This is a genomic window from Micromonospora sp. NPDC003241 (assembly GCF_053589795.1).
The window spans coordinates 119,929-146,164 of sequence record NZ_JBSFSO010000001.1 but is presented as its reverse complement, the minus strand read 5'-3'; the positions used below and the strand labels follow the sequence as shown (position 1 = coordinate 146,164).

Sequence of the window (26,236 nt, the reverse complement as noted above, 5' to 3'; positions counted from 1 at the left end):
TGACGGGGCGGCCCCTCTCGGGGTCACCCCGTCCCGGGCCCGGACCCGGTCAGCTGCTAGCGCAACAAGCGACGTGTGAGGGAATGAACGTGCTCGACGTCAACTTTTTCGACGAGTTGCGAATTGGGCTGGCGACCGCCGACGACATCCGTCAGTGGTCGCACGGCGAGGTCAAGAAGCCCGAGACGATCAACTACCGCACTCTCAAGCCGGAGAAGGACGGCCTCTTCTGCGAGAAGATCTTCGGTCCGCAGCGGGACTGGGAGTGCTACTGCGGCAAGTACAAGCGGGTCCGGTTCAAGGGCATCATCTGTGAGCGCTGCGGCGTCGAGGTGACCCGCTCGAAGGTCCGCCGTGAGCGGATGGGCCACATCGAGCTCGCCGCGCCGGTGACCCACATCTGGTACTTCAAGGGCGTGCCGAGCCGGCTGGGTTACCTGCTGGACCTCGCCCCGAAGGACCTCGAAAAGATCATCTACTTCGCCTCGTACGTCGTGACGAGCGTTGACGCCGAGGCGCGTCACCGTGACCTCTCGACCATCGAGAACGAGATCCTGGCCGAGAAGCGGCAGTCCGAGAACAGCCGCGACTCGGAGATCGAGAAGCGGGCCGCCAAGCTCGAGGCCGACCTGGCCGAGCTGGAGGCCGAGGGCGCGAAGGCGGACGTTCGGCGCAAGGTCAAGGAGGGCGGAGAGCGCGAGATGCGCCAGATCCGCGACCGGGCCCAGCGCGAGATCGACCGCCTGGACGAGGTGCTGGACACCTTCCGCAAGCTCGACTCGAAGCAGCTGGTCACCGACGAGCTGCTCTACCGCGAGCTGCGTGACCGGTTCGGCGAGTACTTCACCGGGGGCATGGGCGCCGAGGCGATCAAGGCCCTGGTGCAGAACATGGACCTCGCCGCCGAGGCGGAGCACCTGCGGGAGACCATCCGCACCGGCAAGGGGCAGCGGAAGATCCGGGCGCTCAAGCGGCTCAAGGTCGTCGCGGCGTTCCAGAACACCCGCAACTCGCCGCTCGGCATGGTGCTGGACTGCGTACCGGTCATCCCGCCGGACCTGCGCCCGATGGTGCAGCTCGACGGTGGCCGCTTCGCGACCAGCGACCTGAACGACCTGTACCGCCGCGTGATCAACCGGAACAACCGGCTCAAGCGGCTGATCGACCTCGGCGCGCCCGAGATCATCGTCAACAACGAGAAGCGGATGCTGCAGGAGGCCGTCGACGCGCTGTTCGACAACGGCCGCCGCGGTCGGCCGGTCACCGGCCCGGGTAACCGCCCGCTGAAGTCGCTGTCCGACATGCTCAAGGGCAAGCAGGGCCGGTTCCGTCAGAACCTGCTGGGCAAGCGCGTCGACTACTCCGGCCGTTCGGTCATCGTGGTCGGCCCGAAGCTCAAGCTGCACCAGTGCGGCCTGCCCAAGCAGATGGCGCTGGAGCTGTTCAAGCCGTTCGTGATGAAGCGGCTGGTCGACCTGAACCACGCACAGAACATCAAGTCCGCCAAGCGAATGGTCGAGCGGCAGCGGCCGGTCGTGTGGGACGTGCTGGAAGAGGTCATCGGCGAGCACCCGGTGCTGCTCAACCGGGCGCCCACCCTGCACCGACTCGGCATCCAGGCCTTCGAGCCGCAGCTGGTCGAGGGCAAGGCCATCCAGATCCACCCGCTGGTCTGCACCGCGTTCAACGCCGACTTCGACGGCGACCAGATGGCGGTGCACGTGCCGCTGTCCGCCGAGGCCCAGGCCGAGGCGCGGATCCTGATGCTGTCGTCGAACAACATCCTCAAGCCGGCCGACGGCAAGCCGGTCACCATGCCCACCCAGGACATGGTCATCGGGCTCTACCACCTGACCCACCTCACCACCGGTGAGCGCGGGGAGGGCCGGGCGTTCAGCTCGGACGCCGAGACGCGGATGGCGTACGACAACGGCGAGCTGCACCTGCAGGCGCCGGTCAAGATCCGGCTGCGGGACGTCGTCGAGGTCGACAACGGCGCCGGTGGGCAGCCGTGGACCGCGCCCGAGGGCTGGGTCCCCGGTGAGCCGCTGACCGTGGAGACCACGCTCGGCCGGGTGCTGTTCAACGAGACCCTGCCGCAGGGCTACCGGTTCGTGAACTACGAGATCCGCAAGGGTCAGCTCTCCGCGATCGTCAACGACCTCGCCGAGCGGTTCCCGAAGGTGGCCCTGGCGGCCACCCTGGACGGGCTCAAGGAGGCCGGTTTCCACTGGGCCACCTGGTCCGGCGTGACCATCGGCATGGAGGACGTCATCGCTCCGCCGCGCAAGCGGGAGATCCTGGAGCGGTACGAGAAGGAAGCCGACCGGATCGACAAGCAGTACCAGCGTGGTCTGATGACCGCCGAGGAGCGTCGCGGCGAGCTCATCGAGATCTGGACCAAGGCGACCAACGAGGTCGCCAAGGAGATGGACACCGCGCTGCCGCAGGAGAACCCGCTGTGGAAGATGATCAACTCGGGTGCTCGCGGTAACCTGCTCCAGCTCCGGCAGATCGCGGCGATCCGTGGTCTGGTGGCCAACCCGAAGGGCGAGATCATCCCGCGGCCGATCAAGGCCAGCTACCGGGAGGGTCTGTCCGTGCTGGAGTACTTCATCTCCACGCACGGTGCTCGTAAGGGGCTCGCGGACACCGCCCTGCGTACCGCCGACTCGGGTTACCTGACCCGGCGTCTGGTGGACGTCTCGCAGGACGTCATCATCCGCGAGGAGGACTGCGGCACCGACCGGGCCATCCCGATGCAGATCGGTCAGCAGCTCGACGGCCGGCTCGTGGTGCACGAGCACGCCGAGACGAGCGTGCACGCCCGTACCCTCGCCGACGACATCAAGGGGCCGGACGGCACCGTCGTCGCCGAGCGCGGCTCGGACATCAACTCGATCCTGGTCGACAAGATCGTCGCCGCCGGGGTCGACAACGTCCGGGTGCGCAGCGTGCTCACCTGCGAGTCGAAGCTGGGCGTCTGCGGTGCGTGCTACGGCCGCTCGCTGCCGACCGGCAAGATCGTGGACGTCGGCGAGGCGGTCGGCATCATCGCCGCCCAGTCGATCGGTGAGCCGGGTACGCAGCTGACGATGCGGACCTTCCACACCGGTGGTGTCGCGGGTGAGGACATCACCCAGGGTCTGCCGCGTGTCCAGGAGATCTTCGAGGCCCGGATCCCGAAGGGCAAGGCGCCGATCGCCGACACCCCCGGCCGGATCCGGATCGAGGACGGCGAGCGGTCACGCAAGATCGTCGTGATCCCCGACGACGGCAGCGAAGAGATCGTGTACGACAAGATCTCGAAGCGGGTCCGGCTGCGGGCGCACGACGGTGACCACGTCGAGGTCGGCGAGAAGCTCACCGAGGGCACCATCGACCCGCACGAGCTGCTGCGCATTCTCGGCCCGCGCGCGGTCCAGGTCCACCTGACCCAGGAGGTCCAGGAGGTCTACCGCTCGCAGGGTGTGCTCATCCACGACAAGCACATCGAGATCATCATCCGCCAGATGCTCAAGCGGGTGACGGTCATCGACTCCGGCTCGACCGAGTTCCTGCCGGGTGTGCTGGTCGACCGGGCGCTCTTCGAGTCGGAGAACCGCCGGCTCGTCGGCGAGGGCGGCGAGCCCGCAGCCGGTCGTCCGGTGCTGATGGGTATCACCAAGGCCTCGCTGGCCACCGACTCCTGGCTCTCGGCGGCCTCCTTCCAGGAGACCACCCGGGTGCTGACCGACGCGGCGATCCACGCCCGCAGCGACTCGCTGATCGGTCTCAAGGAGAACGTGATCATCGGTAAGCTCATCCCGGCCGGTACCGGCATCAGCAAGTACCGCAACGTCCGGGTCGAGCCGACCGAGGAGGCGAAGGCCAAGGTCTACTCGATGACCGGCTACCCGGAGACCGACTACGGTTTCGGGCCGGCCAGTGGCGCGGCGGTTCCGCTGGACGACTTCGACTTCGGGTCGTACCGCTAGGACCGTGTGACGTGGGAGGCCCCCGGCATCTGCCGGGGGCCTCCTCGTGTCCGTACCCGCCGCTCCGGCGCGCGGCGCGACCCGGACAGGCATCATGTGCTCATGACGATCGCACCCGGACCGACGCCGACCGCGTCGGCGCCACGTCATCCGCTCGACCCCGATCCGGTCCGGGCGACCAAGGCCCGCGCGGTGTTCGCGCTCGGGTTGATGGGGGCGATGACCGGCCTGCTGCTGGGTGGGGTGATCCCCGCGACGGTCGCGCTGCACCTGGCGCGGCAGGCGCGCCGGGAGGCGTACGCCTCGGGCGGTTTCCTGACCGGCGCGGCCTGGCTGCGTCGCGGCGAACGGTTGGCCTGGACGGGGCTGGCGCTGGTCGCGGTGAGTGTGGTGGCGCTGCTGGTGATCGGCGTGGTCCGGCTCGCCGAGGCACCCTACGGGCAGGACTTCGCCCCCACCGTCGACTGACCCGGGTCGCCGCGGGCATCGCGCCGGGCACGGTGGGCTGACCCGCGACGGTAGCCTGACGGTGTCCGTCGCACCGCGGTGGACGCGGCCGATGAGGAGGAGATCCCGTGACGGAACCGGCGCGCCCCGAGGGCGGCGAGTCCGCCCAGCCCACGTCCGGGCGCCCGGACGACGCGGCCGGGGCGCAACCGGGGGAGCAGCTAGGGCCCGGACCCGCGCCGGAGCCGCCCGCGCCGCCCCCACCGTCCGGGTACGCGTCGGCATACGCCCCGCCGCCGGGTCCGCCGCCCGGCTTCGGTGTGCCGCCGGGCCGGCCACCTGGCGGTGCCGGCCCCGGTCCATCTCCGGCGAGTCCGCCGTCCGGCCCGCCTGCCATCGGTGCTCCGTACGGTCCGCCCGCAACGCCTCCGGGCTTCGGGCCGCCCCACGGCCCGCCGCCGTCCGGGCCGCCGGGCGGAGGCCCGGGATATGGCGCGCCGCCCGTTCCCGGCGGCCCTGGAATGGGCTGGGGTGCGCCAGCGTCCGTGCCGCCGCCGCAGGACCGCCCCCGGCCGCCCAAGCGGGTCGAGCCGGTGCCTGGCACCCCGTTCGCGACGGTGCACCTGGACGTTCCCCCGGTCACGTCGGGGCTGGCGGTCGGCTCGCTGGTGGCCGGCATCACCTCGATCCTGATCTCGTTCCTCACCATCTGCATCGGCGCGGTCGGGGGAGGCGCGGGTGGGGGAGCCTGGGCAGCCGGTGCCTTCGCCGTACTGGGCAGCCTGACCGGTGCCGGTGCCGTGGTGGCCGGCCTGCTCGGCCTCCGGCAGATCCGCCGCCCGGCCGCTCCGCCGGCGGTCCGGTTCACCGGCCGTGGCGTGGCGATCGCCGGGATCAGCTGCGGTGGCGCCGGTCTCCTGCTCTGCCTGTCGGGCCTGGGGCTGGCGCTGCTGCTGACGCTGGCCTGAGATCCGGCCCACGTCGGATCGGAACGAGCGAGCGAGCGCCGGATACCGATCGGTCCCGCCCAGGGGCTACCGGTCCGGTTTCCGGCGGAGCCGGTACACTTGTCGTCGTAGGTGCCCATCACAGGCGTGAGGCGTGACGAGTCCAGCCGGCGAGCAGTGAGAAGTCCGGCGGGTCATCCGTTTTGACCTGCACGGCTGTGGTAGGTACTCTTTCCCCTTGCGCCCGGGCTTGCCCGGGCAACTCGTGCGTGCGCGGGATCCGGTGATACCGGCATCCGAACAGCGGCACGACTGAGCCAGAAGACCCGGCGGCGGAGATCCGCGTGCCGGTGACAAACCCGGAGCCACCGCGCGAGCGTCGGAACCGGGACCGTGTTCGGGCGACACGCCCGACCGCGGGTGCCGGGACCGCCGCGAGGTGGACCTGGTCGGAATGTAGGAGGGTCGGTCATCAGGCCGACCGAGCGAGCGCGGCCGCGTGAGCGGCCGAAGGGAGCGGAGAAACCCGGTGCCCACGATCCAGCAGCTGGTCCGCAAGGGCCGCCAGGCCAAGACGAGTAAGACCAAGACCCCGGCGCTGAAGGGTTCCCCTCAGCGGCGCGGCGTGTGCACCCGCGTGTACACCACCACTCCCAAGAAGCCGAACTCCGCGCTGCGCAAGGTCGCTCGTGTGAAGCTCAGCAGCCAGATCGAGGTGACCGCCTACATCCCGGGCGTGGGTCACAACCTGCAGGAGCACTCGATCGTGCTCGTCCGTGGCGGCCGGGTGAAGGACCTCCCCGGCGTGCGTTACAAGATCGTCCGCGGTTCGCTGGACACCCAGGGTGTCCGTAACCGCAAGCAGGCGCGCAGCCGCTACGGCGCGAAGAAGGAGAAGAGCTGACATGCCGCGTAAGGGACCCGCTCCGCGGAAGCCGCTGGTCGCTGACCCGGTGTACAACTCGCCGTTGGTCACCCAGCTGGTGAACAAGATCCTCCTGCGCGGCAAGCGTCAGCTCGCCGAGCGCGTGGTGTACGCGGCCCTGGAGGGCTGCCGGGAGAAGTCCGGCACCGACCCGGTCGTCACGCTCAAGCGCGCGATGGACAACGTCAAGCCGACTCTGGAAGTCCGCAGCCGCCGTGTCGGTGGCGCGACCTACCAGGTGCCGGTCGAGGTCCGTCCGGCTCGGGCGACCACGCTGGGCCTGCGCTGGCTGGTCACGTACTCCCGCGCCCGGCGCGAGAAGACCATGGTCGAGCGGCTGATGAACGAGCTGCTGGACGCGAGCAACGGCCTCGGTGCCGCCGTCAAGCGGCGCGAGGACACGCACAAGATGGCGGAGTCCAACAAGGCCTTCGCGCACTACCGCTGGTAACAGCTTGGTCCCGGTGCCCACCCGGCGCCGGGACCGCCACCAGTTGTGTCGAGACGACGATAAGTAGGGATTGAAGTGGCCGCCGCAGACGCGCTCGCCAACGTACGCAACATCGGCATCATGGCGCACATCGATGCCGGTAAGACCACTACCACCGAGCGAATCCTGTTCTACACCGGTATCACGTACAAGATCGGTGAGGTCCACGAGGGCGCTGCCGTCATGGACTGGATGGAGCAGGAGCAGGAGCGCGGTATCACCATCACCTCCGCCGCCACGAAGTGCGAGTGGAAGGGCCACACGATCCAGATCATCGACACGCCCGGCCACGTCGACTTCACGGTCGAGGTGGAGCGGTCGCTGCGTGTCCTGGACGGTGCGGTCGCGGTCTACGACGGCGTGGCCGGCGTGGAGCCGCAGACGGAGAACGTCTGGCGTCAGGCGGACAAGTACAACGTCCCCCGGATGTGTTTCGTCAACAAGCTGGACCGTACCGGCGCGGACTTCTTCCGCTGCGTCCAGATGATGATCGACCGGCTGAACGCCACCCCGCTGGTGCTCCAGATCCCGATCGGTGCCGAGAGCGACTTCATCGGCGTGGTCGACCTGGTCGAGATGCGCGCCCTCACCTGGCGTGGCGAGACCCAGAAGGGTGAGGACTACGCGGTCGAGGAGATCCCGGCCGACCTCGCCGACTCCGCCGCCGAGTGGCGCGAGAAGCTGATGGAGACCCTCGCCGACGTCGACGACTCGGTGATGGAGAAGTACCTGGAGGGCGAGGAGATCTCCGTCGAGGAGATCAAGGCCGCCATCCGTCGGGCCACCATCGGCGGCAAGGCCAACCCGGTCCTCACCGGCACCGCGTTCAAGAACAAGGGCATCCAGCCGATGCTGGACGCGGTCGTCGCGTACCTGCCGTCGCCGCTGGACATCCCGGCGATCGAGGGCACCGCCACCGACGGTGAGACCCCGCTGCTGCGCAAGCCGGCGGTGTCCGAGCCGTTCTCCGGTCTGGCCTTCAAGATCCAGACGGACAAGCACCTCGGCAAGCTCACCTACGTGCGGATCTACTCCGGCACGCTCGAGTCCGGCTCCCAGGTGGTCAACTCCACCAAGGACCGCAAGGAGCGGATCGGCAAGATCTACCAGATGCACGCCAACAAGCGGGAAGAGCGCGGCTCGGCCCAGGCTGGCGACATCATCGCGGTGCAGGGTCTCAAGCAGACCACCACCGGTGACACCCTGTGTGACCCGGCGAACCCGGTCATCCTGGAGTCGATGACCTTCCCGGAGCCGGTCATCGAGGTCGCCATCGAGCCGAAGACCAAGGCTGACCAGGAGAAGCTCAGCACCGCCATCCAGCGGCTGGCCGAGGAGGACCCGACCTTCCGCGTCAAGCTGGACGACCAGACCGGTCAGACGGTCATCTCCGGTATGGGCGAGCTGCACCTGGACATCCTGGTCGACCGGATGCGCCGCGAGTTCAACGTCGAGGCGAACATCGGAAAGCCGCAGGTGGCGTACCGCGAGACCATCCGCCGCAAGGTGGACAAGGTCGAGTACACCCACAAGAAGCAGACCGGTGGCTCCGGCCAGTACGCCCGGGTGATCGTCAGCCTGGAGCCGCTGCCGCTGGGCAACGACGCGCCGACCTACGAGTTCGCCAACGGCGTGACCGGTGGCCGTATCCCCCGGGAGTTCATCCCGTCGGTGGACGCGGGTGCGCAGGACGCCATGCAGTACGGCATCCTCGCCGGCTTCCCGCTGGTGGGCATCAAGCTCACCCTGCTGGACGGCCAGTACCACGAGGTCGACTCGTCGGAAATGGCATTCAAGATCGCCGGCTCGATGGTGATGAAGGACGCGGCCCGCAAGGCCGACCCCGCACTGCTCGAGCCGATGATGGCTGTTGAGGTCACCACTCCTGAGGAGAACATGGGTGACGTCATCGGCGACCTCAACTCCCGCCGCGGCATCATTCAGGCGATGGAGGAGCGCAGTGGCGCCCGCGTCGTCCGTGCTCTGGTGCCGTTGTCGGAGATGTTCGGCTACGTCGGCGACCTGCGGTCGAAGACCCAGGGCCGGGCTAGCTACAGCATGCAGTTCGACTCCTACGCCGAGGTCCCGTCCTCGGTCGCCAAGGAGATCATCGCCAAGGCGACGGGTGAGTGACGCTCACCTGAGCTGATCCGAGGTGGTCGCGGGAGGATTCCCCGACTGCGACCACCTCGGTCGGATTGTGTGAATTCCGGGCCTGTAGGCTTCATCGCCGCAGAACCCACAAAGCTCTCCGGCCGTCAGGTCGGAAAGGCTGTCGACAGAGTCCTAAGCGCCGACCTGGCGCACCGGGGCGAACGAACCAAGAAGTCCACAGGAGGACACCAGTGGCGAAGGCGAAGTTCGAGCGGACTAAGCCGCACGTCAACATCGGCACCATTGGTCACATCGACCACGGTAAGACGACGCTGACGGCGGCCATCACCAAGGTCCTGCACGACCAGTACCCGGACCTGAACCCGTACACGCCGTTCGACGAGATCGACAAGGCGCCGGAGGAGAAGGCCCGCGGCATCACGATCTCGATCGCGCACGTCGAGTACCAGACCGAGGCGCGGCACTACGCGCACGTCGACTGCCCCGGTCACGCCGACTACATCAAGAACATGATCACCGGTGCCGCCCAGATGGACGGCGCGATCCTGGTGGTCGCGGCGACCGACGGCCCGATGCCGCAGACCCGCGAGCACGTGCTGCTGGCCCGCCAGGTCGGCGTGCCGTACATCGTCGTGGCGCTGAACAAGAGCGACATGGTCGACGACGAGGAGCTCCTGGAGCTCGTCGAGCTCGAGGTCCGCGAGCTGCTCTCGGCTCAGGAGTACCCGGGTGACGACCTGCCGGTCGTCCAGGTCTCCGCGCTGAAGGCCCTCGAGGGCGACCCGGTCTGGACCGAGAAGCTGCTCGAGCTGATGAGCGCGGTCGACACCGCGATCCCGCAGCCGGAGCGCGAGACCGAGAAGCCGTTCCTCATGCCCGTCGAGGACGTCTTCACCATCACCGGTCGGGGTACCGTGGTCACCGGTCGTGTCGAGCGTGGCGTGCTGCTCCCGAACGAGGACGTCGAGGTCGTCGGCATCCGCGAGAAGGGCTTCAAGACCAAGGTCACCGCGATCGAGATGTTCCGGAAGACCCTGGACGACGCCCGCGCAGGCGAGAACGTCGGTCTGCTGCTCCGCGGCACCAAGCGCGAGGACGTCGAGCGCGGCATGGTGGTCGTCAAGCCGGGCAGCAGCACCCCGCACACGGAGTTCGAGGCGACCGTCTACATCCTCTCCAAGGAGGAGGGTGGCCGGCACACCCCGTTCTTCCAGAACTACCGTCCGCAGTTCTACTTCCGGACCACGGACGTCACCGGTGTCGTCACCCTCCCCGAGGGCACCGAGATGGTCATGCCTGGCGACAACACCACGATGACCGTGAAGCTGATCCAGCCCATCGCGATGGAGGACAACCTCAAGTTCGCGATCCGGGAGGGTGGCCGTACGGTCGGCGCGGGTCGCGTCACCAAGATCATCAAGTGAGCTGGGTAACCCCGATTAGACCCGCCGCCGGTCGTGCGGCATACTAGTCAGGTTGCGTAACGACAGTTCGCTGCCTGTGTTCGGCTCGCGCCGAACCTCCGGGTAGGCAGAACAGTCGGGCGTGGGGTGGTTGGCGGCCCGGCCGCCAACCACCCTCGCGCGGCGTTCAGGTCGCGGTAGCGCGATCGGCGCCTAGACCCACCGCGGTCAGGATCGCTCCGGAATCTCGGGGCGGAGCCTGGCCACAGGGCGCGACACGCCCGACCGCGGGGGTGGGCGAAGAGGGCCTGTACCAGCCGGTACAGGCACCCGCAACACAGCGGCATCGAGAGAAGGAACAGAAGCCACCATGGCGGGACAGAAGATCCGCATCCGGCTCAAGGCCTATGACCACGAGGTCGTCGACTCCTCGGCTCGGAAGATCGTCGAGACGGTGACGCGTACCGGGGCGCAGGTCGCTGGCCCGGTGCCGCTGCCCACGGAGATCAACCGTTTCTGCGTCATCCGCTCGCCGCACAAGTACAAGGACTCGCGCGAGCACTTCGAGATGCGTACGCACAAGCGGCTGATCGACATCATCGACCCGACCCCGAAGACGGTCGACTCGCTCATGCGCCTCGACCTGCCGGCTGGCGTCGACATCGAGATCAAGCTGTAGGGACCGGACACATGGACAGGCAAGTTAAGGGGATCCTGGGCGCAAAGCTCGGCATGACCCAGGTCTGGGACAACAACAAGGTTGTCCCGGTGACCGTGGTTCAGGCCGGCCCCTGCGTCATCACCCAGGTTCGTGACGCCGACAAGGACGGTTACTCCGCGGTCCAGCTGGCGTACGGGACGATCGACCCGCGCAAGGCCAAGAAGCCGCTGCGTGGGCACTACGCCAAGGCCGACGTGGCGCCGCGCCGGCACATCGTCGAGCTGCGCACCGCCGACGCCGGCGACTACTCGCTCGGCCAGGAGGTCACGGTCGAGGAGTTCCCGGTCGGCGTCTCCATCGACGTCACCGGCAAGACCAAGGGCAAGGGCTACGCCGGCCCGATGAAGCGACACGGCTTCCACGGCCTGCGCGCCAGCCACGGTGTCGAGCGCAAGCACCGCTCCCCGGGCTCCATCGGGGCCTGCGCCACCCCGGGTCGCGTCTTCAAGGGCACCCGGATGGCGGGCCGCATGGGTGGCGTGCGCTACACCGTGCAGAACCTGACCGTCCAGGCGGTCGACACCGAGAACAACCTCCTGCTCGTCCGCGGCGCCATCCCCGGCCCGAAGGGCGCGCTGGTCCTGGTCCGCACCGCGGCCAAGACCAAGGCGAAGAAGGGCGGTGTGGCCAAGTGACCACCGTTGACGTCCTGAACTCCGAAGGCGCCAAGAGCGGCTCGGTCGAGCTGCCCGCCGACATCTTCGACGTCCAGGCCAACGTCCCGCTGATGCACCAGGTCGTGGTGGCGCAGCTGGCGGCGGCCCGGCAGGGCACGCACAAGACCAAGACCCGCGGCGAGGTCGCCGGTGGCGGCAAGAAGCCGTACAAGCAGAAGGGCACCGGTCGGGCCCGGCAGGGCTCGATCCGCGCGCCGCAGTTCGCCGGCGGTGGCGTGGTGCACGGCCCGGTGCCGCGCGACTACAGCCAGCGCACCCCCAAGAAGATGAAGGCCGCCGCGCTGCGTGGTGCCCTCTCCGACCGGGCGCGCGCCGGGCAGGTGCACGTCGTCGAGGCGTTCGTCTCGGGTGAGAAGCCGTCGACCAAGGCCGCGCTGGCCACGCTCGCGAAGCTGAGCGAGGCCCGTCGGGTGCTGGTCGTGCTGAGCAGCACCGACGAGCTGAACTGGGTGTCGCTGCGCAACGAGCCGCGGGTGCACCTGATCGAGGCCGGCCAGCTCAACACGTACGACGTGCTGGTGGCCGACGACGTGGTCTTCACCAAGGAGGCCCTGGACGAGTTCCTGGGCGTTCCCGCCGAGACCACCGAGGAGGGTGGCAAGTGAGCACGATCGCCGACCCGCGCGACATCATCGTGGCGCCGGTCGTCTCGGAGAAGAGCTACAGCGAGCTGAACCGGAACTGGTACACCTTCCTGGTGCACCCGGACGCGAACAAGACCGCGATCAAGATCGCCATCGAGCAGATCTTCAACGTCCGCGTCCTGACGGTCAACACGCTCAACCGCGAGGGCAAGCGCAAGCGGACCCGTACTGGGTTCGGCAAGCGCAAGGACACCAAGCGGGCGATGGTGAAGCTGGCTGAGGGAGACCGCATCGAGGCCTTCGGCGGCCCGGTCAGCTGAGGGGTGTAGACAATGGCTATCCGTAAGTACAAGCCGACGACGCCGGGCCGGCGTGGCTCGAGCGTCGCCGACTTCGCCGAGATCACCCGGTCGACGCCGGAGAAGTCGCTGCTGGCTCCGCTGCCGAAGAAGGGCGGCCGGAACGCCCACGGGCGGATCACCGCCCGGCACCAGGGTGGCGGCCACAAGCGCCAGTACCGGCTGATCGACTTCAAGCGGGTCGACAAGGACGGCGTGCCGGCCAAGGTCGCGCACATCGAGTACGACCCGAACCGCACCGCGCGCATCGCGCTGCTGCACTACGCCGACGGCGAGAAGCGGTACATCCTCGCGCCGAAGGACCTCAAGCAGGGCGACGCGGTGGAGTCGGGGCCGGGCGCGGACATCAAGCCCGGCAACAACCTGCCGCTGCGCAACATCCCGGTCGGTACCACGATCCACAACGTGGAGCTGCGTCCGGGCGGCGGCGCCAAGCTGGCCCGCTCGGCCGGCGTCGGCATCCAGCTCCTCGGCCGGGAGGGCGCGTACGCGACCCTGCGTATGCCGTCGGGTGAGATCCGCCGTGTCGACGTGCGCTGCCGCGCCAGCGTCGGCGAGATCGGCAACGCCGACCAGTCAAACATCAACTGGGGCAAGGCCGGCCGGATGCGGTGGAAGGGCAAGCGCCCGACCGTCCGTGGTGTGGCCATGAACCCGGTCGACCACCCGCACGGTGGTGGCGAGGGCAAGACCTCCGGTGGTCGCCACCCGGTCAACCCGCAGGGTAAGCCCGAGGGCCGCACCCGTCGTAAGGGCCAGCCGAGTGACCGGCTGATCGTCCGCCGTCGCTACGCCACGCGTAAGCGCGGCTGAGGGAGATAAGACATGCCTCGCAGCCTGAAGAAGGGCCCGTTCATCGACGACCACCTGCTCAAGAAGGTGGAGACGCAGAACGAGAAGGGCTCGAAGAACGTCATCAAGACCTGGTCGCGCCGCTCCACGATCATCCCGGACATGCTCGGGCACACGATCGCGGTGCACGACGGACGCAAGCACGTCCCCGTGTTCGTGACCGAGGCGATGGTCGGGCACAAGCTCGGCGAGTTCGCGTTGACCCGTACGTTCAAGGGTCACGAGAAGGACGACCGGAAGAGCCGCCGGCGCTGACGCCGCGGGCATACGGATAGAGGATCAAGGGGTTACAGCGATGCCAGGAAAGGGCGACGCTCCGGTGCTTCCGGGCGCGCGGGCGATTGCGCGACACGTGCGCATCTCGCCGATGAAGGCGCGCCGGGTGGTCAACCTCGTCCGCGGCCTGCCCGCGAAGGAGGCGCTCACGGTGCTGCAGTTCGCGCCGCAGGCGGCGAGCGAGCAGGTGTACAAGGTGCTCGCGAGCGCGATCGCCAACGCGGAGAACAACGAGCGGCTGGACCCCGACGCGTTGCTCGTCAGCGAGGCGTTCGTGGACGAGGGCCCGACGATGAAGCGGTTCCAGCCTCGGGCCCAGGGCCGGGCGTACCGGATCCGCAAGCGCACCTGCCACATCACGGTGGCGGTCGAGGCGGTCGCGCCGGCCGCGCCGAAGAAGTCGGCGAAGAAGTCGGCCCCGGCCAAGCAGACCGAGCCGGCCGAGACGCAGAGCAACACGGAGGGCGCCGAGTAATGGGTCAGAAGGTTCACCCGCACGGGTTCCGGCTCGGCATCTCGACCGACTGGAAGTCCCGCTGGTTCGCGGACAAGCTCTACAAGGACTACATCGGCGAGGACGTCAAGATCCGCCGGATGATGTCCAAGGGCCTGGAGCGCGCCGGCATTTCCAAGGTCGACATCGAGCGCACCCGCGACCGGGTCCGCGTCGACATCCACACCGCCCGGCCGGGCATCGTCATCGGCCGTAAGGGTGCGGAGGCCGACCGGATCCGCGGCGAGCTGGAGAAGCTCACCGGCAAGCAGGTGCAGCTCAACATCATCGAGGTGAAGAACCCCGAGTCGGACGCGCAGCTGGTCGCCCAGGGCGTCGCCGAGCAGCTCTCCAGCCGGGTCAGCTTCCGCCGCGCGATGCGCAAGGCGATGCAGTCGGCGATGAAGAACCCGATGTGCAAGGGCATCCGGGTGCAGGTCTCGGGTCGCCTCGGCGGCGCCGAGATGAGCCGCACGGAGTTCTACCGCGAGGGTCGGGTTCCGCTGCACACGCTGCGGGCCAACATCGAGTACGGCTTCTTCGAGGCCCGTACCACCTTCGGCCGCATCGGCGTGAAGGTCTGGATCTACAAGGGCGACGCGGTGCCGGGTCGGGAGACCCCGACCGAGGCTCCGTCGCGCCCGCGCCGGGAGCGCGGTGACCGCCCCGAGCGGCCGCGTCGTGGTCGGTCCGGTTCGTCCGGCACGACCTCCGGTGGCACCGAGGCCGGCCGCGCTGCCGCGACGACCGTCGCGCAGCAGGCCGAGACGCCGAGCGGCGAGCCGGTGGACGCGTCCGCCGTCGCCGCCGCGGCAGAAACGCAGCAGGAGGGCTGACAGATGCTGATGCCGCGCAAGCCCCCGAAGGGCTTCCGCAAGCCGCACCACCCGGACCGCAGCGGCGCGTCCAAGGGCGGCAACCGGGTGGTGTTCGGCGAGTTCGGAATCCAGGCTCTCGAGCCGGCGTACGTGACCAACCGGCAGATCGAGTCGGCGCGTATCGCGATGACCCGCCACATCAAGCGTGGCGGCAAGGTCTGGATCACCATCTTCCCGGACCAGGCCCTCACCAAGAAGCCGGCCGAAACCCGGATGGGTTCCGGTAAGGGCTCGCCGGAGTGGTGGGTCGCCAACGTCAAGCCGGGGCGGGTCCTCTTCGAGATGTCCTTCCCCAACGAGCAGATCGCGCGAGAGGCGATGCGTCGCGCGATCCACAAGCTCCCGATGAAGTGCCGCATTGTGACGCGCGAAGTGGGTGAATCCTGATGGCAGCGGGCGTTAAGGCCTCCGAGCTGCGTGAGCTCTCCGAGGAGGAGCTGGTCACGAAGCTGCGCGAGGCCAAGGCGGAGCTGTTCAACCTCCGCGTGCAGGCCGCAACCGGTCAGCTGGACAACAACCGGCGGCTGCAGGTCATCCGTCGGGAGATCGCCCGGATCTACACGATCATGCGTGAGCGCGAGCTGGGGCTCTCGGCCGCGCCGACTGAGGTGACTGCTTCATGAGCGAGAACACGACCGCCACCCAGCAGCGTGGCCGCCGGAAGGTCCGCGAGGGCCTCGTGGTCAGCGACAAGATGGACAAGACCGTCGTGGTCGAGGTCGAGGACCGGGTCAAGCACGCGCTGTACGGCAAGATCATGCGCCGTACCAGCAAGCTGAAGGTCCACGACGAGCAGAACTCCGCCGGTGTCGGCGACCGCGTCCTGATCATGGAGACCCGGCCGCTGTCCGCCACCAAGCGGTGGCGAATCGTGGAGATCCTCGAGAAGGCCAAGTAGCGAAGGCTCGAGCTCGGCCGAGATCGGTCGGGCGCAGGTTCCGCCAGGCTCCGGCCGCCCCGGCGGCCGGAGAACCGGCAGACATAGGAGATAGACGTGATTCAGCAGGAGTCGCGACTGCGCGTCGCCGACAACACGGGTGCCCGGGAGATCCTGTGCATCCGGGTTCTCGGTGGCTCCGGTCGGCGCTACGCGAGCATCGGCGACGTCATCGTGGCGACCGTCAAGGACGCGATCCCGGGTGCCGGTGTCAAGAAGGGCGACGTGGTCAAGGCCGTCATCGTCCGTACCGCCAAGGAGCGGCGGCGGCCGGACGGGTCGTACATCCGCTTCGACGAGAACGCCGCCGTCATCATCAAGGACGGTGGGGACCCGCGCGGTACCCGTATCTTCGGCCCGGTCGGTCGTGAGCTGCGGGACAAGCGGTTCATGAAGATCATTTCTCTCGCGCCGGAGGTGTTGTGACCGTGAAGGTCAAGAAGGGCGACACGGTCGTCGTCATCGCCGGCAAGGACAAGGGTGCCAAGGGCAAGGTCATCGCGGCCTACCCGCGGCAGGACAAGGTCCTGGTCGAGGGCGTGAACCGGGTCAAGAAGCACACCCGCATCAGCACCACTCAGCGTGGCGCCAAGACCGGTGGCATCGTCACTCAGGAGGCCCCGATCCACGTCTCGAACGTGATGGTCGTGGACTCCGACGGCAAGCCGACCCGCGTCGGCTACCGGATCGACGACAACGGCCAGAAGGTCCGCGTCGCGCGTAGCACTGGTAAGGACCTGTGATGACCACGGCTACCGAAACCAAGACCATGCCGCGCCTCAAGGAGCGGTACCGCAACGAGATCGTGGCCCAGCTGCGCGAGCAGCACGAGTACGGCAACCCGATGCAGGTGCCGCGGCTCGTCAAGATCGTCGTGAACATGGGCGTCGGCGAGGCCGCTCGGGACGCCAAGCTCATCGACGGCGCGGTCCGCGACCTGGCCACCATCACCGGCCAGAAGCCGCAGGTCCGGCGGGCGACCAAGTCCATCGCGCAGTTCAAGCTCCGCGAGGGCATGCCGATCGGCGCGAAGGTGACCCTGCGCGGCGACCGGATGTGGGAGTTCCTGGACCGGCTGCTCTCCATCGCGCTGCCGCGTATCCGTGACTTCCGCGGCCTGGACGGGCGCAAGCTCGACGGGCACGGCAACTACACGTTCGGTCTGACCGAGCAGTCGGTGTTCCACGAGATCGACCAGGACAAGATCGATCGCCAGCGGGGCATGGACATCACGGTGGTGACCACCGCCACGACCGACGACGAGGGCCGGGCGCTGCTGAAGCTCCTGGGCTTCCCGTTCAAGGAGAACTGAGATGGCCAAGAAGGCGCTGATCCTCAAGGCGGCCGCGAAGCCGAAGTTCTCGGTTCGCGCCTACACCCGCTGCCAGCGGTGCGGGCGTCCCAAGGCGGTCTACCGCAAGTTCGGGCTCTGCCGGGTGTGCATCCGGGAGATGGCCCACCGCGGTGAGCTGCCCGGCGTGTCCAAGGCTTCCTGGTAATAGCCCGGCGCGCTTCGGCGTATCAGCTGGACTGTCTCTTCGCCGTAGGCCTGCGCGAGTCGCGGGAACCCCGGCGAGAAAGGTTGACGAGTTTTCATGACGATGACCGACCCCATCGCAGACATGCTCACGCGTCTGCGTAACGCCAACCAGGCGTACCACGACCGGGTGACGATGCCCTACTCGAAGATCAAGGCGAACATCGCCGAGGTCCTCAAGTCCGAGGGTTACATCGCCACCTGGGCGGTCGAGGAGCCCGAAGAGGGTGCCGTCGGCAAGCGACTGGTCGTCGAGCTGAAGTACGGCCAGAACCGGGAGCGGAGCCTGGCCGGTATCAAGCGCGTCTCCAAGCCCGGTCTGCGGGTGTACGCCAAGTCGGACGGGCTCCCGCGGGTGCTCGGTGGGCTGGGCGTGGCGATCATTTCGACGTCCCAGGGGCTGCTCACCGACCGGCAGGCCCGCAAGCGGAGCGTTGGCGGGGAAGTCCTCGCCTTCGTCTGGTAACGGGAGACAGGTAGAAATGTCGCGAATTGGACGTAAGTCGATCCCGGTGCCCTCCGGCGTCGACGTGACGATCGACGGCCAGACCGTCAAGGTCAAGGGCCCCAAGGGCGAGCTGTCGCACACCCTGGCCGCGCCGATCACGATCGAGCGGGCCGAGGACGGGCAGCTGAGCGTCAACCGCCCGAACGACGAGCGCAAGGCCAAGGAACTGCACGGCCTGAGCCGTACCCTGGTCGCCAACATGATCGTCGGGGTCACCGAGGGCTACCGCAAGAGCCTGGAGATCGCCGGTACCGGTTACCGGGTCACCGCCAAGGGCAAGGACCTGGAGTTCGCGCTCGGGTTCTCGCACCCGGTGCAGGTGCAGGCGCCCGAGGGCATCACCTTCACGGTGGAGAAGCCGACGGTGTTCCACGTGGCCGGTATCGACAAGCAGCTCGTCGGTGAGGTCGCCGCCAACATCCGGAAGATCCGCCCGCCGGAGCCCTACAAGGGCAAGGGCGTGAAGTACCAGGGCGAGGTCATCCGTCGCAAGGCTGGAAAGGCAGGTAAGAAGTGAGCGCCACGCTGCTCAAGCGCCGCCGCGGCGTCGCCGCCAAGCGTGCCGTCGGGCGTGCGCGTCGGCACTTCCGGGTCCGCAAGAACGTCAGTGGCACCGCCGAGCGTCCGCGCCTGGTGGTCACCCGTTCGCTGCGGCACATCGTGGCCCAGATCGTGGACGACACCAAGGGGCACACCCTGGCGTCGGCCTCGACGCTGGACGCCTCGGTGCGCGGTACCGAGGGCGACAAGAGCGCCCTGGCCGGCAAGGTCGGCTCCCTGCTCGCCGAGCGGGCCAAGGCCGCCGGCGTCTCCAAGGTCGTCTTCGACCGCGGTGGCAACCGGTACGCGGGGCGGGTCGCCGCGCTTGCCGACGCCGCCCGCGAAGCCGGGCTCGAGTTCTGACAATCCCCGTCACGAGAGAGAAGGAAGGCTGCTGATGCCAGGTCAACAGCGCCGTGGCGGCGGGTCCGGTGGCAACGAGGGTGGTCGCCGCGACAACCGCCGTGAGGGCGGCCGCGGAAACGCGCCCGCCGAGAAGACCCCGCACCTCGAGCGGGTCGTCGCGATCAACCGCGTCGCCAAGGTCGTGAAGGGTGGTCGTCGCTTCAGCTTCACCGCCCTCGTGATCGTCGGCGACGGCGACGGCACCGTGGGCGTGGGCTACGGAAAGGCCAAGGAGGTGCCCGCGGCGATCGCCAAGGGTGTCGAGGAGGCCAAGAAGCACTTCTTCAAGGTGCCGCGGATCGGCTCGTCGATCCCGCACCCGGTCACGGGCGAGGACGCCGCCGGTGTGGTGCTGCTCAAGCCGGCCTCGGCCGGTACGGGTGTCATCGCCGGTGGTCCGGTCCGTGCCGTGTTGGAGTGCGCGGGCATCCACGACGTGCTCTCCAAGAGCCTCGGATCGTCGAACCCGATCAACATCGTGCACGCCACCGTGGCGGCCCTGAAGGGGCTGGAGTCCCCGGAGGCTGTCGCGGCGCGTCGGGGCCTGCCGGTGGAGGACGTCGCTCCGGCCGCCATGCTCGCCTCGCGGGCGGAGGTGGCCTCCTGATGGCGCGTCTCAAGGTCACCCAGCTCCGGTCCGACATCGGGACCAAGCACAACCAGCGTGAGTCGCTGCGGTCGCTCGGTCTCAAGCGGATCAACGACGTGGTGGTCAAGGAGGACCGGCCCGAGATTCGCGGGATGATCTTCAAGGTGAGCCACCTCGTGAAGGTCGAGGAGGTCGAGTAATGACGATCAAGGTCCATCACCTGCGCCCGGCACCGGGAGCCAAGACCGCGAAGACCCGTGTGGGTCGCGGTGAGGGCTCCAAGGGCAAGACCGCCGGTCGCGGTACCAAGGGTTCGAAGGCCCGGAAGAACATCCCGGCGGCGTTCGAGGGTGGGCAGATGCCCATCCACATGCGCCTGCCGAAGCTGAAGGGCTTCAAGAACAAGTTCAAGGTGGTCTTCCAGGTGGTCAACCTGGACCGCCTGGCCGAGCTGTTCCCCAACGGTGGTCAGGTCGGCCCGGCCGAGCTGGTCGAATCCGGTGCGGTCCGCAAGGGTCACCCGGTCAAGGTCCTCGGCACCGGGGACCTCGGCAACGTGTCGCTCCAGGTCTCGGCGCACGCGTTCAGCGCGTCGGCCAAGGAGAAGATCGCTGCCGCCGGTGGTTCGGTCACCGAGCTGTAAGCAGTACGAACGATGGCGCCCGCCAGTTGATCCCAGCTGGCGGGCGCCATGGTCTCCACGGGGCCTGTGCGCCCGGTAACATCGGATTCGGTTTATGTAGCCGGGCACATCTGCCCGGACGGGGATCGGGCTGTTAGAGTCCCTTCCCAGCCATGGATATCGGGCACCTGCCCGGCACCCACCCCAAACCGCCAGGGACGACCGGCGGCCCGCCTCGCGCAGGAGGAAGAAGTTGCTGTCCGCCTTTCTCAGTGCGTTCCGTACGCCTGACCTGCGCAAGAAGCTGCTGTTCACAGTAGGCATCATCGCGATCTATCGGCTCGGCGCGACGCTGCCCAGCCCAGGCGTGTCGTACGGCAACGTCCAGCAGTGCCTTGACACCATCGACGGCTCGACCGGGGTACTGAACCTGCTCGACCTCTTCTCCGGTGGCGCGCTGCTCCAGCTCTCGGTCTTCGCGCTGGGCATCATGCCCTACATCACCGCGTCGATCATCCTGCAGCTGCTGACAGTGGTGATCCCCCGGCTCGAGCAGCTCCGCAAGGAGGGCCAGGCCGGCCAGGCGAAGATCACCCAGTACACCCGGTACCTGACCCTGGGCCTGGGTGTCCTGCAGGCGTCCGCGTTCGTGGCGCTGGCCCGCTCCGGGCAGCTCTTCAACAACCAGTGCGACCAGTTCCCGATCATCCCCGAGGGCACCGGAATCCCGGACTGGCTGACCCTGTCCATCCTGGTGATGACGATGACCGCCGGTACCGGCGTGGTCATGTGGCTGGGCGAGCTGATCACCGACCGCGGCGTCGGCAACGGCATGTCCGTGCTGATCTTCACCTCGATCGCCGCCCGCCTCCCCAGCGAGGGCTGGCGGATCAAGGAGAGCCAGGGCTGGGCCAAGTTCTTCCTCGTCATCGCCCTGGTCCTGGTGGTCATCACCGCGGTCACCTTCATCGAGCAGGCCCAGCGCCGGATCCCGGTGCAGTACGCCAAGCGCATGATCGGCCGGCGGATGTACGGCGGCACGTCGACCTACATCCCGCTGAAGGTCAACCAGGCGGGTGTCATCCCGGTCATCTTCGGTTCGTCGCTGCTCTACCTGCCCCAGCTGGCGCTGCAGTTCTTCGACCAGAACGACCCGGGTCAGACGCAGGCGTGGATCCAGAACAACCTGGTCGACCCGACCAGCCCGATCTACATCGCGGTCTACTTCCTGCTGATCATCTTCTTCACGTACTTCTACGTCTCGATCACGTTCAACCCGACCGAGGTCGCGGACAACATGAAGAAGTACGGCGGCTTCGTGCCGGGCATCCGCCCCGGTAAGCCGACCGCCGACTACCTGGACTTCATCCTGAGCCGGATCACGCTGCCCGGGGCGCTGTACCTCGCGATCATCTCGATCCTGCCGAACTTCTTCTTCATCTGGCTGGACCGGCAGCAGTACCTCAACTTCCCGTTCGGCGGTACCGCTGTGCTGATCATGGTCGGTGTGGCTCTCGAGACCAGCAAGCAGATCGAGAGCCAACTGATGCAGCGGAACTACGAAGGGTTCCTGCGGTAGATGAGACTGGTTCTGGTTGGCCCGCCGGGGGCGGGCAAGGGAACGCAGGCGGAGTTCATCGCCGCGCACGTCTCCGTGCCGAAGATCTCGACCGGTGACATCTTCCGTGCCAACGTGTCGCAGGGCACCCCCCTCGGGGTCGAGGCCAAGCGCTACATGGACGCCGGCAAGTTGGTACCGGACGAGGTCACCATCAACATGGTGCGGGACCGGCTCGCCGAGCCGGACGCGTCGGAGGGCTTCCTGCTCGACGGGTTCCCGCGGACCACTCCGCAGGCCGCCGCGCTGGACAAGCTCCTGGCCGACCTCGGCACCGCGCTGGACGTCGTCCTGGAGTTGGTGGTCGACGACGACGAGGTGATCCGGCGGCTCTCCGGCCGGCGCACCTGCCGGGGCTGCGGCAAGATCTGGCACGTCGAGTTCGACTCGACCAGTCGGGACGGCATCTGCGACCGCTGCGGTGCCGAGCTGTTCCAGCGCGACGACGACAAGCCGGAGACCATCGCCGCCCGCCTGCGCGAGTACGCGGAGAAGACCGCGCCGCTGGTGGACTACTACGGCGCCCAGGGCAAGCTGGTCGGGATCGACGCCACCGGTCCGGTGGAGGACGTCACCGTCCGCGCGATCGACGCCCTGCGGTCCTACGGCGGCTGAGATCGGCGTAGTCGCCGGCCGGATAGAGTGCGAACAGCGGGGTACGTCCGGCGTGCCCCGCTGGTTCGGCAACGAAAGGTAGCGCCCCGATGCGTCGTCCCCAGCTGGACATCCAGCTGAAGACCCCCGAGCAGATCGAGAAGATGCGTGCCGCCGGGCTGGTGGTCGCCGAGGCGTTACGCCGGATGCGCGAGGCGGTGGCCCCCGGGGTGAGCACCGCCGACCTGGACGCGATCGCCGAGTCGACGATCCGCGCGGCTGGCGGGACCCCCTCGTTCAAGGGCTACCACGGCTTCCCGGCGTCGATCTGCTCGTCGGTCAACGAGCAGATCGTGCACGCGATCCCCTCGCCGGACCAGGTCCTCGCCGAGGGCGACCTGATCTCGATCGACTGCGGCGCGGTGCTGGACGGCTGGCACGGCGACGCGGCCATCACCGTCGGGGTGGGCGACGTCGACCCGGCCCTGCTGCGGATGGCCACCGTCGCCGAGGACGCGATGTGGGCCGGTATCGCCGCCGCCGCCCGGGGTGCGGCCAGCGGCAAGGGCCGGCTGACCGACATCTCCCACGCGGTGGAGAACGCGGTCCGCAAGGGCGGCCGGTACGGCATCGTCGACGGCTACGGCGGCCACGGCATCGGCACTGAGATGCACCAGGATCCGCATGTGCTCAACCACGGGCGGCCGGGCAAGGGGCCGCGTCTGGTGACGGGCATGGCGCTGGCCATCGAGCCCATGATCACGATGGGCTCGCCGCGTACCGCCGAACTGGCCGACGGCTGGACCGTGGTCACCCGGGACGGGTCGCGTGCGGCACACGTCGAGCACACCATGGCGCTGCTGCCGGACGGGGTCTGGGTGCTGACCGCCCAGGACGGCGGCCGAGCCCGCCTCGGTGATCTGGTCACCGCCCGCCAGCCCGCCGACTCGCCGGCGGGCTGAACCGACACTGTTCCGGCGCTCGGCGTGGGGTCGACCGTGGCCGGGCATCGGCGCGGAGCCGCTGACGAGCCGGCCCTCGGCGGGCCGAGGAGGCCCCGCCTCGGTCGCCGGCCCTGTGACGTTCGACACGACCCGCTCACCGTGCTTACTCTCCGTGATCGCGGCCGGGTGGCTGTCGTCGCCCTGGCGCGACGACGGGCGGGCGCAGGTTAGCCGGACTGGCAGCACGATGGCATGCTTGCCGACATGGACGGGCAGGACGGGATGCGGGCAGCGAACTCCGACCGGCAGGCCGTCGCCGAACGGCTCCGGGAGGCGCTCGACGAGGGCCGGCTGGACCTGCACGAGTACGACGAGCGGTTGCAGCGGGCCTACGCGGCACGGACGTACGCGGAACTCGACGCCCTGACGGGTGACCTGCCCGGGGCGGTGCCGGCACGGCAGGAGCCCGACGCGCCGGTGCTCCCCGACGCCGGGCGTGGAGTGACCGTCCGCTGGCTGGTCGACGTGTGGGAGCCGTGGCTCAAGACCGTCGGCATCGTGGTCGCCATCTGGGCGGTCACCTCGTTCGCCGCCCGCGATCTGGTGTACTTCTGGCCCATCTGGGTGGCCGGGCCGTGGGGCGCGGTGCAGGTGGTGCGTACCGTCACCGGGCTGAGCACCGGCGAGCCGCAGCGGTGGGCGGCGCAGCAGGAACGCCGTCGGCAGCGTCGGAAAGAGAAGAAGGCCCGCAAGCGGGAGCGTGCCGCGCTCGCCGCCGAGCAGCCCGACGAGATCACCGCCACGGCGGCCGGGTTCACCGGGCCGGGCGCGGAGCGAGACCGGCCGACCGGAGTCCCCGGACCGGGCGCGGAGCGCGAGCGGCCGGGGGCGGACCCGCAGGCCGAGGAGCAGGACTCGGAGGCCCGCAGCGGTACGCCGGCCGAACCTGAGTCCACCGGTGGGGTACGCCGTGCGGAGCGCGACGCGGCGGGCTGAACGCCGGGTTTGTCCATCCCATCGGCGTACTCTGGCCGGTCGGTTTGGCGACGACGTGCAGGCGGGCGTACACTTTCTGATCGGCGCACAGCGTCCACTCCGCCATGCCCACCAGCGCTTCGGTGGGACGCGGAGCCGCGGCTGGCGCGGGAAATCTGATCTTGATCAGTCACCCGTGTAAGACGTTGTGGGCCGTCCGGAGTAACCGACGTCAGGACAGCGGAGGACATGCCGAAAAAAGACGGAGCCATCGAGATCGAAGGTCGGGTCATCGAGCCCCTGCCGAACGCCATGTTCCGGGTGGAGCTCGCCAACGGCCACAAGGTGCTGGCTCACATCAGCGGCAAGATGCGGCAGCACTACATCCGCATCCTGCCGGAGGACCGGGTCGTCGTCGAGCTCTCGCCGTACGACCTGACTCGCGGGCGCATCGTCTACCGCTACAAGTAAGCCTGACGGCGGCCGGAAATCGTCCCGTGTCCGTCTTCGACGTCCGGTGTCGCGCCTCGTGGCGCCGGGCCAGATGGGAAGTAAGGCAACCGTGAAGGTCAAGCCGAGCGTCAAGAGGATCTGCAACAAGTGCCGGGTTATCCGCCGGCACGGCCGGGTCATGGTGATCTGCACCGACCCGCGCCACAAGCAGCGCCAGGGCTGAACCCAGCCCACACATCACACATGCTCGTCCCAGCCGCGAGCGGTGCGCAGCGCGTACTTTCTCGTGGTTGACCCCCGGTCGGAGGCCGGGGCCCGCTCGGGCAGCGACCATCCCGGTCGCCGGCGTGTACCGCGCCGGAAAGACGGGACGGCCGCGTAGCGGGGTGGGACGGGACCACACCTCCGGCAGAAGACCACAAGGAGTACGCCCGCAGATGGCACGTCTAGTCGGCGTGGATCTCCCCCGCGAGAAGCGGCTGGAGATTGCGCTCACCTACATCTTCGGCGTGGGTCGTACCCGCGCTCTGGAGACGCTCGCCGCCACCGGCATCTCGCCGGACAAGCGCGCCCGGGACCTCACGGACGAGGAGCTGGTCCAGCTCCGTGACCACATCGAGGCCAACTACAAGGTAGAAGGCGACCTGCGCCGCGAGGTCGCCGCTGACATCCGCCGCAAGGTCGAGATCGGCTGCTACGCGGGTATCCGGCACCGCCGGGGACTGCCCGTCCGTGGCCAGCGGACCCGCACGAACGCGCGTACCCGCAAGGGCCCGAAGCGGACGGTCGCCGGCAAGAAGAAGCCCGGCAAGAAGTAGTAGTTCTTCAACCGGAATTCTGGTCGTTCTCCGTCGAGGTAGGCCGGGCTCCCACCGGAACCGGTGTCTATCTGATCAACGGGGCGAAGAGCCAGAACCGATCGAGAACCAAAAACAGGAGCGCACAGACTTATGCCACCGAAGGCTCGTGCCGGAGCCGCAGTCAAGAAGGTCCGGCGCAAGGAACGCAAGAACGTCGCCCACGGGCAGGCGCACATCAAGAGCACCTTCAACAACACCATCGTGTCCATCACGGACCCGACCGGTGCCGTCATCTCGTGGGCCTCCGCCGGCCAGGTCGGCTTCAAGGGCTCGCGCAAGTCGACTCCGTTCGCCGCGCAGCTGGCCGCCGAGGCCGCCGCGCGTCGGGCCATGGAGCACGGCATGCGCAAGGTCGACGTGTTCGTCAAGGGTCCCGGTTCCGGCCGGGAGACCGCCATCCGTTCGTTGCAGGCGGTGGGTCTGGAGGTCGGGCAGATCTCCGACGTCACCCCCCAGCCGCACAACGGGTGCCGTCCGCCGAAGCGTCGTCGGGTCTGAGAGGTTAGAGAG

The 26,236-nt window shown here is 68.5% G+C and carries 35 protein-coding genes and 1 pseudogene; all 36 read left to right on the top strand.

Annotation, left to right across the window (positions count from 1 at the left end):
• The first annotated feature begins 89 nt into the window (after nt 1–89).
• On the top strand, nt 90–3,977 hold the full coding sequence (locus ACWDVW_RS00700; RefSeq protein WP_449943503.1) for a DNA-directed RNA polymerase subunit beta': 3,888 nt from the start codon (nt 90–92) through the stop codon (nt 3,975–3,977).
• A gap of 102 nt (nt 3,978–4,079) precedes the next feature.
• Nucleotides 4,080–4,445 carry a hypothetical protein gene (locus tag ACWDVW_RS00695; RefSeq protein WP_396741704.1) on the top strand — a complete coding sequence of 122 codons (366 nt, stop codon included), beginning with the start codon at nt 4,080–4,082 and terminating at the stop codon, nt 4,443–4,445.
• A gap of 572 nt (nt 4,446–5,017) precedes the next feature.
• Complete coding sequence (locus tag ACWDVW_RS00690) at nt 5,018–5,392, top strand: hypothetical protein (RefSeq protein ID WP_449943500.1); 375 nt, start codon at nt 5,018–5,020, stop codon at nt 5,390–5,392.
• Between the two features lie 508 nt (nt 5,393–5,900).
• The gene (gene rpsL / locus ACWDVW_RS00685) at nt 5,901–6,275 is read left to right on the top strand and encodes a 30S ribosomal protein S12 (RefSeq protein ID WP_014440718.1); all 375 of its coding nucleotides are present in this window, start codon (nt 5,901–5,903) and stop codon (nt 6,273–6,275) included.
• Nucleotide 6,276: 1 nt separating this feature from the next.
• Nucleotides 6,277–6,747 (top strand): 30S ribosomal protein S7, encoded by a 471-nt coding sequence (rpsG, locus tag ACWDVW_RS00680; RefSeq protein WP_350692887.1) that lies wholly within the window; start codon nt 6,277–6,279, stop codon nt 6,745–6,747.
• A gap of 75 nt (nt 6,748–6,822) precedes the next feature.
• Entirely contained in the window at nt 6,823–8,919 is a 2,097-nt protein-coding gene (gene fusA / locus ACWDVW_RS00675) for an elongation factor G (RefSeq protein ID WP_396741700.1), read from the top strand.
• A gap of 212 nt (nt 8,920–9,131) precedes the next feature.
• Nucleotides 9,132–10,325 (top strand): elongation factor Tu, encoded by a 1,194-nt coding sequence (gene tuf / locus ACWDVW_RS00670; protein ID WP_117226257.1) that lies wholly within the window; start codon nt 9,132–9,134, stop codon nt 10,323–10,325.
• A 349-nt stretch (nt 10,326–10,674) separates the two neighbouring features.
• Nucleotides 10,675–10,983: a 30S ribosomal protein S10 gene (rpsJ, locus tag ACWDVW_RS00665; protein ID WP_007073037.1), complete on the top strand. Its 309-nt coding sequence runs from the start codon at nt 10,675–10,677 to the stop codon at nt 10,981–10,983.
• 11 nt (nt 10,984–10,994) lie between these two features.
• Nucleotides 10,995–11,660: a 50S ribosomal protein L3 gene (gene rplC, locus ACWDVW_RS00660; RefSeq protein ID WP_350692884.1), complete on the top strand. Its 666-nt coding sequence runs from the start codon at nt 10,995–10,997 to the stop codon at nt 11,658–11,660.
• Nucleotides 11,657–12,307 carry a 50S ribosomal protein L4 gene (gene rplD / locus ACWDVW_RS00655; RefSeq protein WP_449943054.1) on the top strand — a complete coding sequence of 217 codons (651 nt, stop codon included), beginning with the start codon at nt 11,657–11,659 and terminating at the stop codon, nt 12,305–12,307. The genes rplC and rplD overlap by 4 nt, the downstream gene beginning before the upstream one ends.
• A complete protein-coding gene (rplW, locus tag ACWDVW_RS00650) occupies nt 12,304–12,606 on the top strand; it encodes a 50S ribosomal protein L23 (protein ID WP_093403611.1) in 303 nt (100 codons plus the stop codon). Before rplD ends, rplW begins: the two co-directional genes overlap by 4 nt.
• 12 nt (nt 12,607–12,618) lie before the next feature.
• Nucleotides 12,619–13,458: a 50S ribosomal protein L2 gene (gene rplB, locus ACWDVW_RS00645; protein ID WP_117226254.1), complete on the top strand. Its 840-nt coding sequence runs from the start codon at nt 12,619–12,621 to the stop codon at nt 13,456–13,458.
• 12 nt (nt 13,459–13,470) lie between these two features.
• Nucleotides 13,471–13,752, top strand: coding sequence for a 30S ribosomal protein S19 (gene rpsS / locus ACWDVW_RS00640; RefSeq protein ID WP_067359615.1), 282 nt, complete (start codon nt 13,471–13,473; stop codon nt 13,750–13,752).
• A gap of 40 nt (nt 13,753–13,792) precedes the next feature.
• Nucleotides 13,793–14,248, top strand: coding sequence for a 50S ribosomal protein L22 (gene rplV / locus ACWDVW_RS00635; RefSeq protein ID WP_350692880.1), 456 nt, complete (start codon nt 13,793–13,795; stop codon nt 14,246–14,248).
• The gene (gene rpsC, locus ACWDVW_RS00630; RefSeq protein WP_131052671.1) at nt 14,248–15,102 is read left to right on the top strand and encodes a 30S ribosomal protein S3; all 855 of its coding nucleotides are present in this window, start codon (nt 14,248–14,250) and stop codon (nt 15,100–15,102) included. The genes rplV and rpsC overlap by 1 nt, the downstream gene beginning before the upstream one ends.
• A 3-nt stretch (nt 15,103–15,105) precedes the next feature.
• Complete coding sequence (gene rplP, locus ACWDVW_RS00625) at nt 15,106–15,531, top strand: 50S ribosomal protein L16 (RefSeq protein ID WP_007465292.1); 426 nt, start codon at nt 15,106–15,108, stop codon at nt 15,529–15,531.
• Complete coding sequence (gene rpmC / locus ACWDVW_RS00620) at nt 15,531–15,767, top strand: 50S ribosomal protein L29 (RefSeq protein ID WP_007073028.1); 237 nt, start codon at nt 15,531–15,533, stop codon at nt 15,765–15,767. Before rplP ends, rpmC begins: the two co-directional genes overlap by 1 nt.
• The gene (gene rpsQ / locus ACWDVW_RS00615) at nt 15,764–16,042 is read left to right on the top strand and encodes a 30S ribosomal protein S17 (RefSeq protein WP_449943046.1); all 279 of its coding nucleotides are present in this window, start codon (nt 15,764–15,766) and stop codon (nt 16,040–16,042) included. The genes rpmC and rpsQ overlap by 4 nt, the downstream gene beginning before the upstream one ends.
• A gap of 96 nt (nt 16,043–16,138) precedes the next feature.
• The gene (gene rplN, locus ACWDVW_RS00610; RefSeq protein ID WP_023358185.1) at nt 16,139–16,507 is read left to right on the top strand and encodes a 50S ribosomal protein L14; all 369 of its coding nucleotides are present in this window, start codon (nt 16,139–16,141) and stop codon (nt 16,505–16,507) included.
• On the top strand, nt 16,504–16,824 hold the full coding sequence (gene rplX / locus ACWDVW_RS00605) for a 50S ribosomal protein L24 (protein ID WP_350692876.1): 321 nt from the start codon (nt 16,504–16,506) through the stop codon (nt 16,822–16,824). The genes rplN and rplX overlap by 4 nt, the downstream gene beginning before the upstream one ends.
• A complete protein-coding gene (gene rplE / locus ACWDVW_RS00600) occupies nt 16,824–17,393 on the top strand; it encodes a 50S ribosomal protein L5 (protein WP_350692874.1) in 570 nt (189 codons plus the stop codon). The genes rplX and rplE overlap by 1 nt, the downstream gene beginning before the upstream one ends.
• A gap of 1 nt (nt 17,394) precedes the next feature.
• Entirely contained in the window at nt 17,395–17,580 is a 186-nt protein-coding gene (locus ACWDVW_RS00595) for a type Z 30S ribosomal protein S14 (RefSeq protein ID WP_007073023.1), read from the top strand.
• A gap of 96 nt (nt 17,581–17,676) precedes the next feature.
• Entirely contained in the window at nt 17,677–18,084 is a 408-nt protein-coding gene (rpsH, locus tag ACWDVW_RS00590) for a 30S ribosomal protein S8 (protein WP_093403619.1), read from the top strand.
• A 16-nt stretch (nt 18,085–18,100) separates the two neighbouring features.
• The gene (gene rplF / locus ACWDVW_RS00585; protein WP_449943042.1) at nt 18,101–18,643 is read left to right on the top strand and encodes a 50S ribosomal protein L6; all 543 of its coding nucleotides are present in this window, start codon (nt 18,101–18,103) and stop codon (nt 18,641–18,643) included.
• Nucleotides 18,640–19,029, top strand: a complete 390-nt coding sequence (rplR, locus tag ACWDVW_RS00580) for a 50S ribosomal protein L18 (RefSeq protein ID WP_350692870.1) — start codon at nt 18,640–18,642, stop codon at nt 19,027–19,029. The genes rplF and rplR overlap by 4 nt, the downstream gene beginning before the upstream one ends.
• Before the next feature lie 34 nt (nt 19,030–19,063).
• The gene (gene rpsE, locus ACWDVW_RS00575; protein WP_093403623.1) at nt 19,064–19,678 is read left to right on the top strand and encodes a 30S ribosomal protein S5; all 615 of its coding nucleotides are present in this window, start codon (nt 19,064–19,066) and stop codon (nt 19,676–19,678) included.
• The gene (gene rpmD, locus ACWDVW_RS00570) at nt 19,678–19,860 is read left to right on the top strand and encodes a 50S ribosomal protein L30 (RefSeq protein WP_117226245.1); all 183 of its coding nucleotides are present in this window, start codon (nt 19,678–19,680) and stop codon (nt 19,858–19,860) included. Before rpsE ends, rpmD begins: the two co-directional genes overlap by 1 nt.
• Complete coding sequence (rplO, locus tag ACWDVW_RS00565; protein WP_449943038.1) at nt 19,860–20,303, top strand: 50S ribosomal protein L15; 444 nt, start codon at nt 19,860–19,862, stop codon at nt 20,301–20,303. Before rpmD ends, rplO begins: the two co-directional genes overlap by 1 nt.
• Nucleotides 20,304–20,535: 232 nt before the next feature.
• On the top strand, nt 20,536–21,861 hold the full coding sequence (secY, locus tag ACWDVW_RS00560; RefSeq protein ID WP_350692868.1) for a preprotein translocase subunit SecY: 1,326 nt from the start codon (nt 20,536–20,538) through the stop codon (nt 21,859–21,861).
• Nucleotides 21,862–22,515 carry an adenylate kinase gene (locus ACWDVW_RS00555; protein WP_449943035.1) on the top strand — a complete coding sequence of 218 codons (654 nt, stop codon included), beginning with the start codon at nt 21,862–21,864 and terminating at the stop codon, nt 22,513–22,515.
• A gap of 89 nt (nt 22,516–22,604) precedes the next feature.
• Nucleotides 22,605–23,456 (top strand): type I methionyl aminopeptidase, encoded by an 852-nt coding sequence (gene map, locus ACWDVW_RS00550; protein ID WP_449943033.1) that lies wholly within the window; start codon nt 22,605–22,607, stop codon nt 23,454–23,456.
• Nucleotides 23,457–23,702: 246 nt separating this feature from the next.
• A pseudogene (locus tag ACWDVW_RS00545) lies at nt 23,703–24,248 on the top strand (DUF1707 SHOCT-like domain-containing protein); the annotation flags it as partial.
• Nucleotides 24,249–24,662: 414 nt separating this feature from the next.
• Nucleotides 24,663–24,884 carry a translation initiation factor IF-1 gene (gene infA / locus ACWDVW_RS00540; protein ID WP_007073013.1) on the top strand — a complete coding sequence of 74 codons (222 nt, stop codon included), beginning with the start codon at nt 24,663–24,665 and terminating at the stop codon, nt 24,882–24,884.
• 91 nt (nt 24,885–24,975) lie between these two features.
• Nucleotides 24,976–25,089 (top strand): 50S ribosomal protein L36, encoded by a 114-nt coding sequence (gene rpmJ / locus ACWDVW_RS00535; RefSeq protein WP_012184307.1) that lies wholly within the window; start codon nt 24,976–24,978, stop codon nt 25,087–25,089.
• Between the two features lie 214 nt (nt 25,090–25,303).
• Nucleotides 25,304–25,684: a 30S ribosomal protein S13 gene (gene rpsM / locus ACWDVW_RS00530; protein ID WP_117226239.1), complete on the top strand. Its 381-nt coding sequence runs from the start codon at nt 25,304–25,306 to the stop codon at nt 25,682–25,684.
• Between the two features lie 132 nt (nt 25,685–25,816).
• A complete protein-coding gene (gene rpsK / locus ACWDVW_RS00525) occupies nt 25,817–26,224 on the top strand; it encodes a 30S ribosomal protein S11 (protein WP_007073011.1) in 408 nt (135 codons plus the stop codon).
• Nucleotides 26,225–26,236 lie beyond the last annotated feature (12 nt).

Coding starts and splice junctions, on each gene's coding strand:
- ACWDVW_RS00695 (WP_396741704.1), top strand. CDS start 4,080: ATGACGATCGCACCCGGACCGACGCCGACCGCGTCGGCGCCACGTCAT.
- rpsG (WP_350692887.1), top strand. CDS start 6,277: ATGCCGCGTAAGGGACCCGCTCCGCGGAAGCCGCTGGTCGCTGACCCG.
- rpsJ (WP_007073037.1), top strand. CDS start 10,675: ATGGCGGGACAGAAGATCCGCATCCGGCTCAAGGCCTATGACCACGAG.
- rplC (WP_350692884.1), top strand. CDS start 10,995: ATGGACAGGCAAGTTAAGGGGATCCTGGGCGCAAAGCTCGGCATGACC.
- rplB (WP_117226254.1), top strand. CDS start 12,619: ATGGCTATCCGTAAGTACAAGCCGACGACGCCGGGCCGGCGTGGCTCG.
- rpsS (WP_067359615.1), top strand. CDS start 13,471: ATGCCTCGCAGCCTGAAGAAGGGCCCGTTCATCGACGACCACCTGCTC.
- rplV (WP_350692880.1), top strand. CDS start 13,793: ATGCCAGGAAAGGGCGACGCTCCGGTGCTTCCGGGCGCGCGGGCGATT.
- rpsC (WP_131052671.1), top strand. CDS start 14,248: ATGGGTCAGAAGGTTCACCCGCACGGGTTCCGGCTCGGCATCTCGACC.
- rplP (WP_007465292.1), top strand. CDS start 15,106: ATGCTGATGCCGCGCAAGCCCCCGAAGGGCTTCCGCAAGCCGCACCAC.
- rpmC (WP_007073028.1), top strand. CDS start 15,531: ATGGCAGCGGGCGTTAAGGCCTCCGAGCTGCGTGAGCTCTCCGAGGAG.
- rpsQ (WP_449943046.1), top strand. CDS start 15,764: ATGAGCGAGAACACGACCGCCACCCAGCAGCGTGGCCGCCGGAAGGTC.
- rplE (WP_350692874.1), top strand. CDS start 16,824: ATGACCACGGCTACCGAAACCAAGACCATGCCGCGCCTCAAGGAGCGG.
- ACWDVW_RS00595 (WP_007073023.1), top strand. CDS start 17,395: ATGGCCAAGAAGGCGCTGATCCTCAAGGCGGCCGCGAAGCCGAAGTTC.
- rpsH (WP_093403619.1), top strand. CDS start 17,677: ATGACGATGACCGACCCCATCGCAGACATGCTCACGCGTCTGCGTAAC.
- rplF (WP_449943042.1), top strand. CDS start 18,101: ATGTCGCGAATTGGACGTAAGTCGATCCCGGTGCCCTCCGGCGTCGAC.
- rpsE (WP_093403623.1), top strand. CDS start 19,064: ATGCCAGGTCAACAGCGCCGTGGCGGCGGGTCCGGTGGCAACGAGGGT.
- rpmD (WP_117226245.1), top strand. CDS start 19,678: ATGGCGCGTCTCAAGGTCACCCAGCTCCGGTCCGACATCGGGACCAAG.
- rplO (WP_449943038.1), top strand. CDS start 19,860: ATGACGATCAAGGTCCATCACCTGCGCCCGGCACCGGGAGCCAAGACC.
- ACWDVW_RS00555 (WP_449943035.1), top strand. CDS start 21,862: ATGAGACTGGTTCTGGTTGGCCCGCCGGGGGCGGGCAAGGGAACGCAG.
- map (WP_449943033.1), top strand. CDS start 22,605: ATGCGTCGTCCCCAGCTGGACATCCAGCTGAAGACCCCCGAGCAGATC.
- infA (WP_007073013.1), top strand. CDS start 24,663: ATGCCGAAAAAAGACGGAGCCATCGAGATCGAAGGTCGGGTCATCGAG.
- rpsM (WP_117226239.1), top strand. CDS start 25,304: ATGGCACGTCTAGTCGGCGTGGATCTCCCCCGCGAGAAGCGGCTGGAG.
- rpsK (WP_007073011.1), top strand. CDS start 25,817: ATGCCACCGAAGGCTCGTGCCGGAGCCGCAGTCAAGAAGGTCCGGCGC.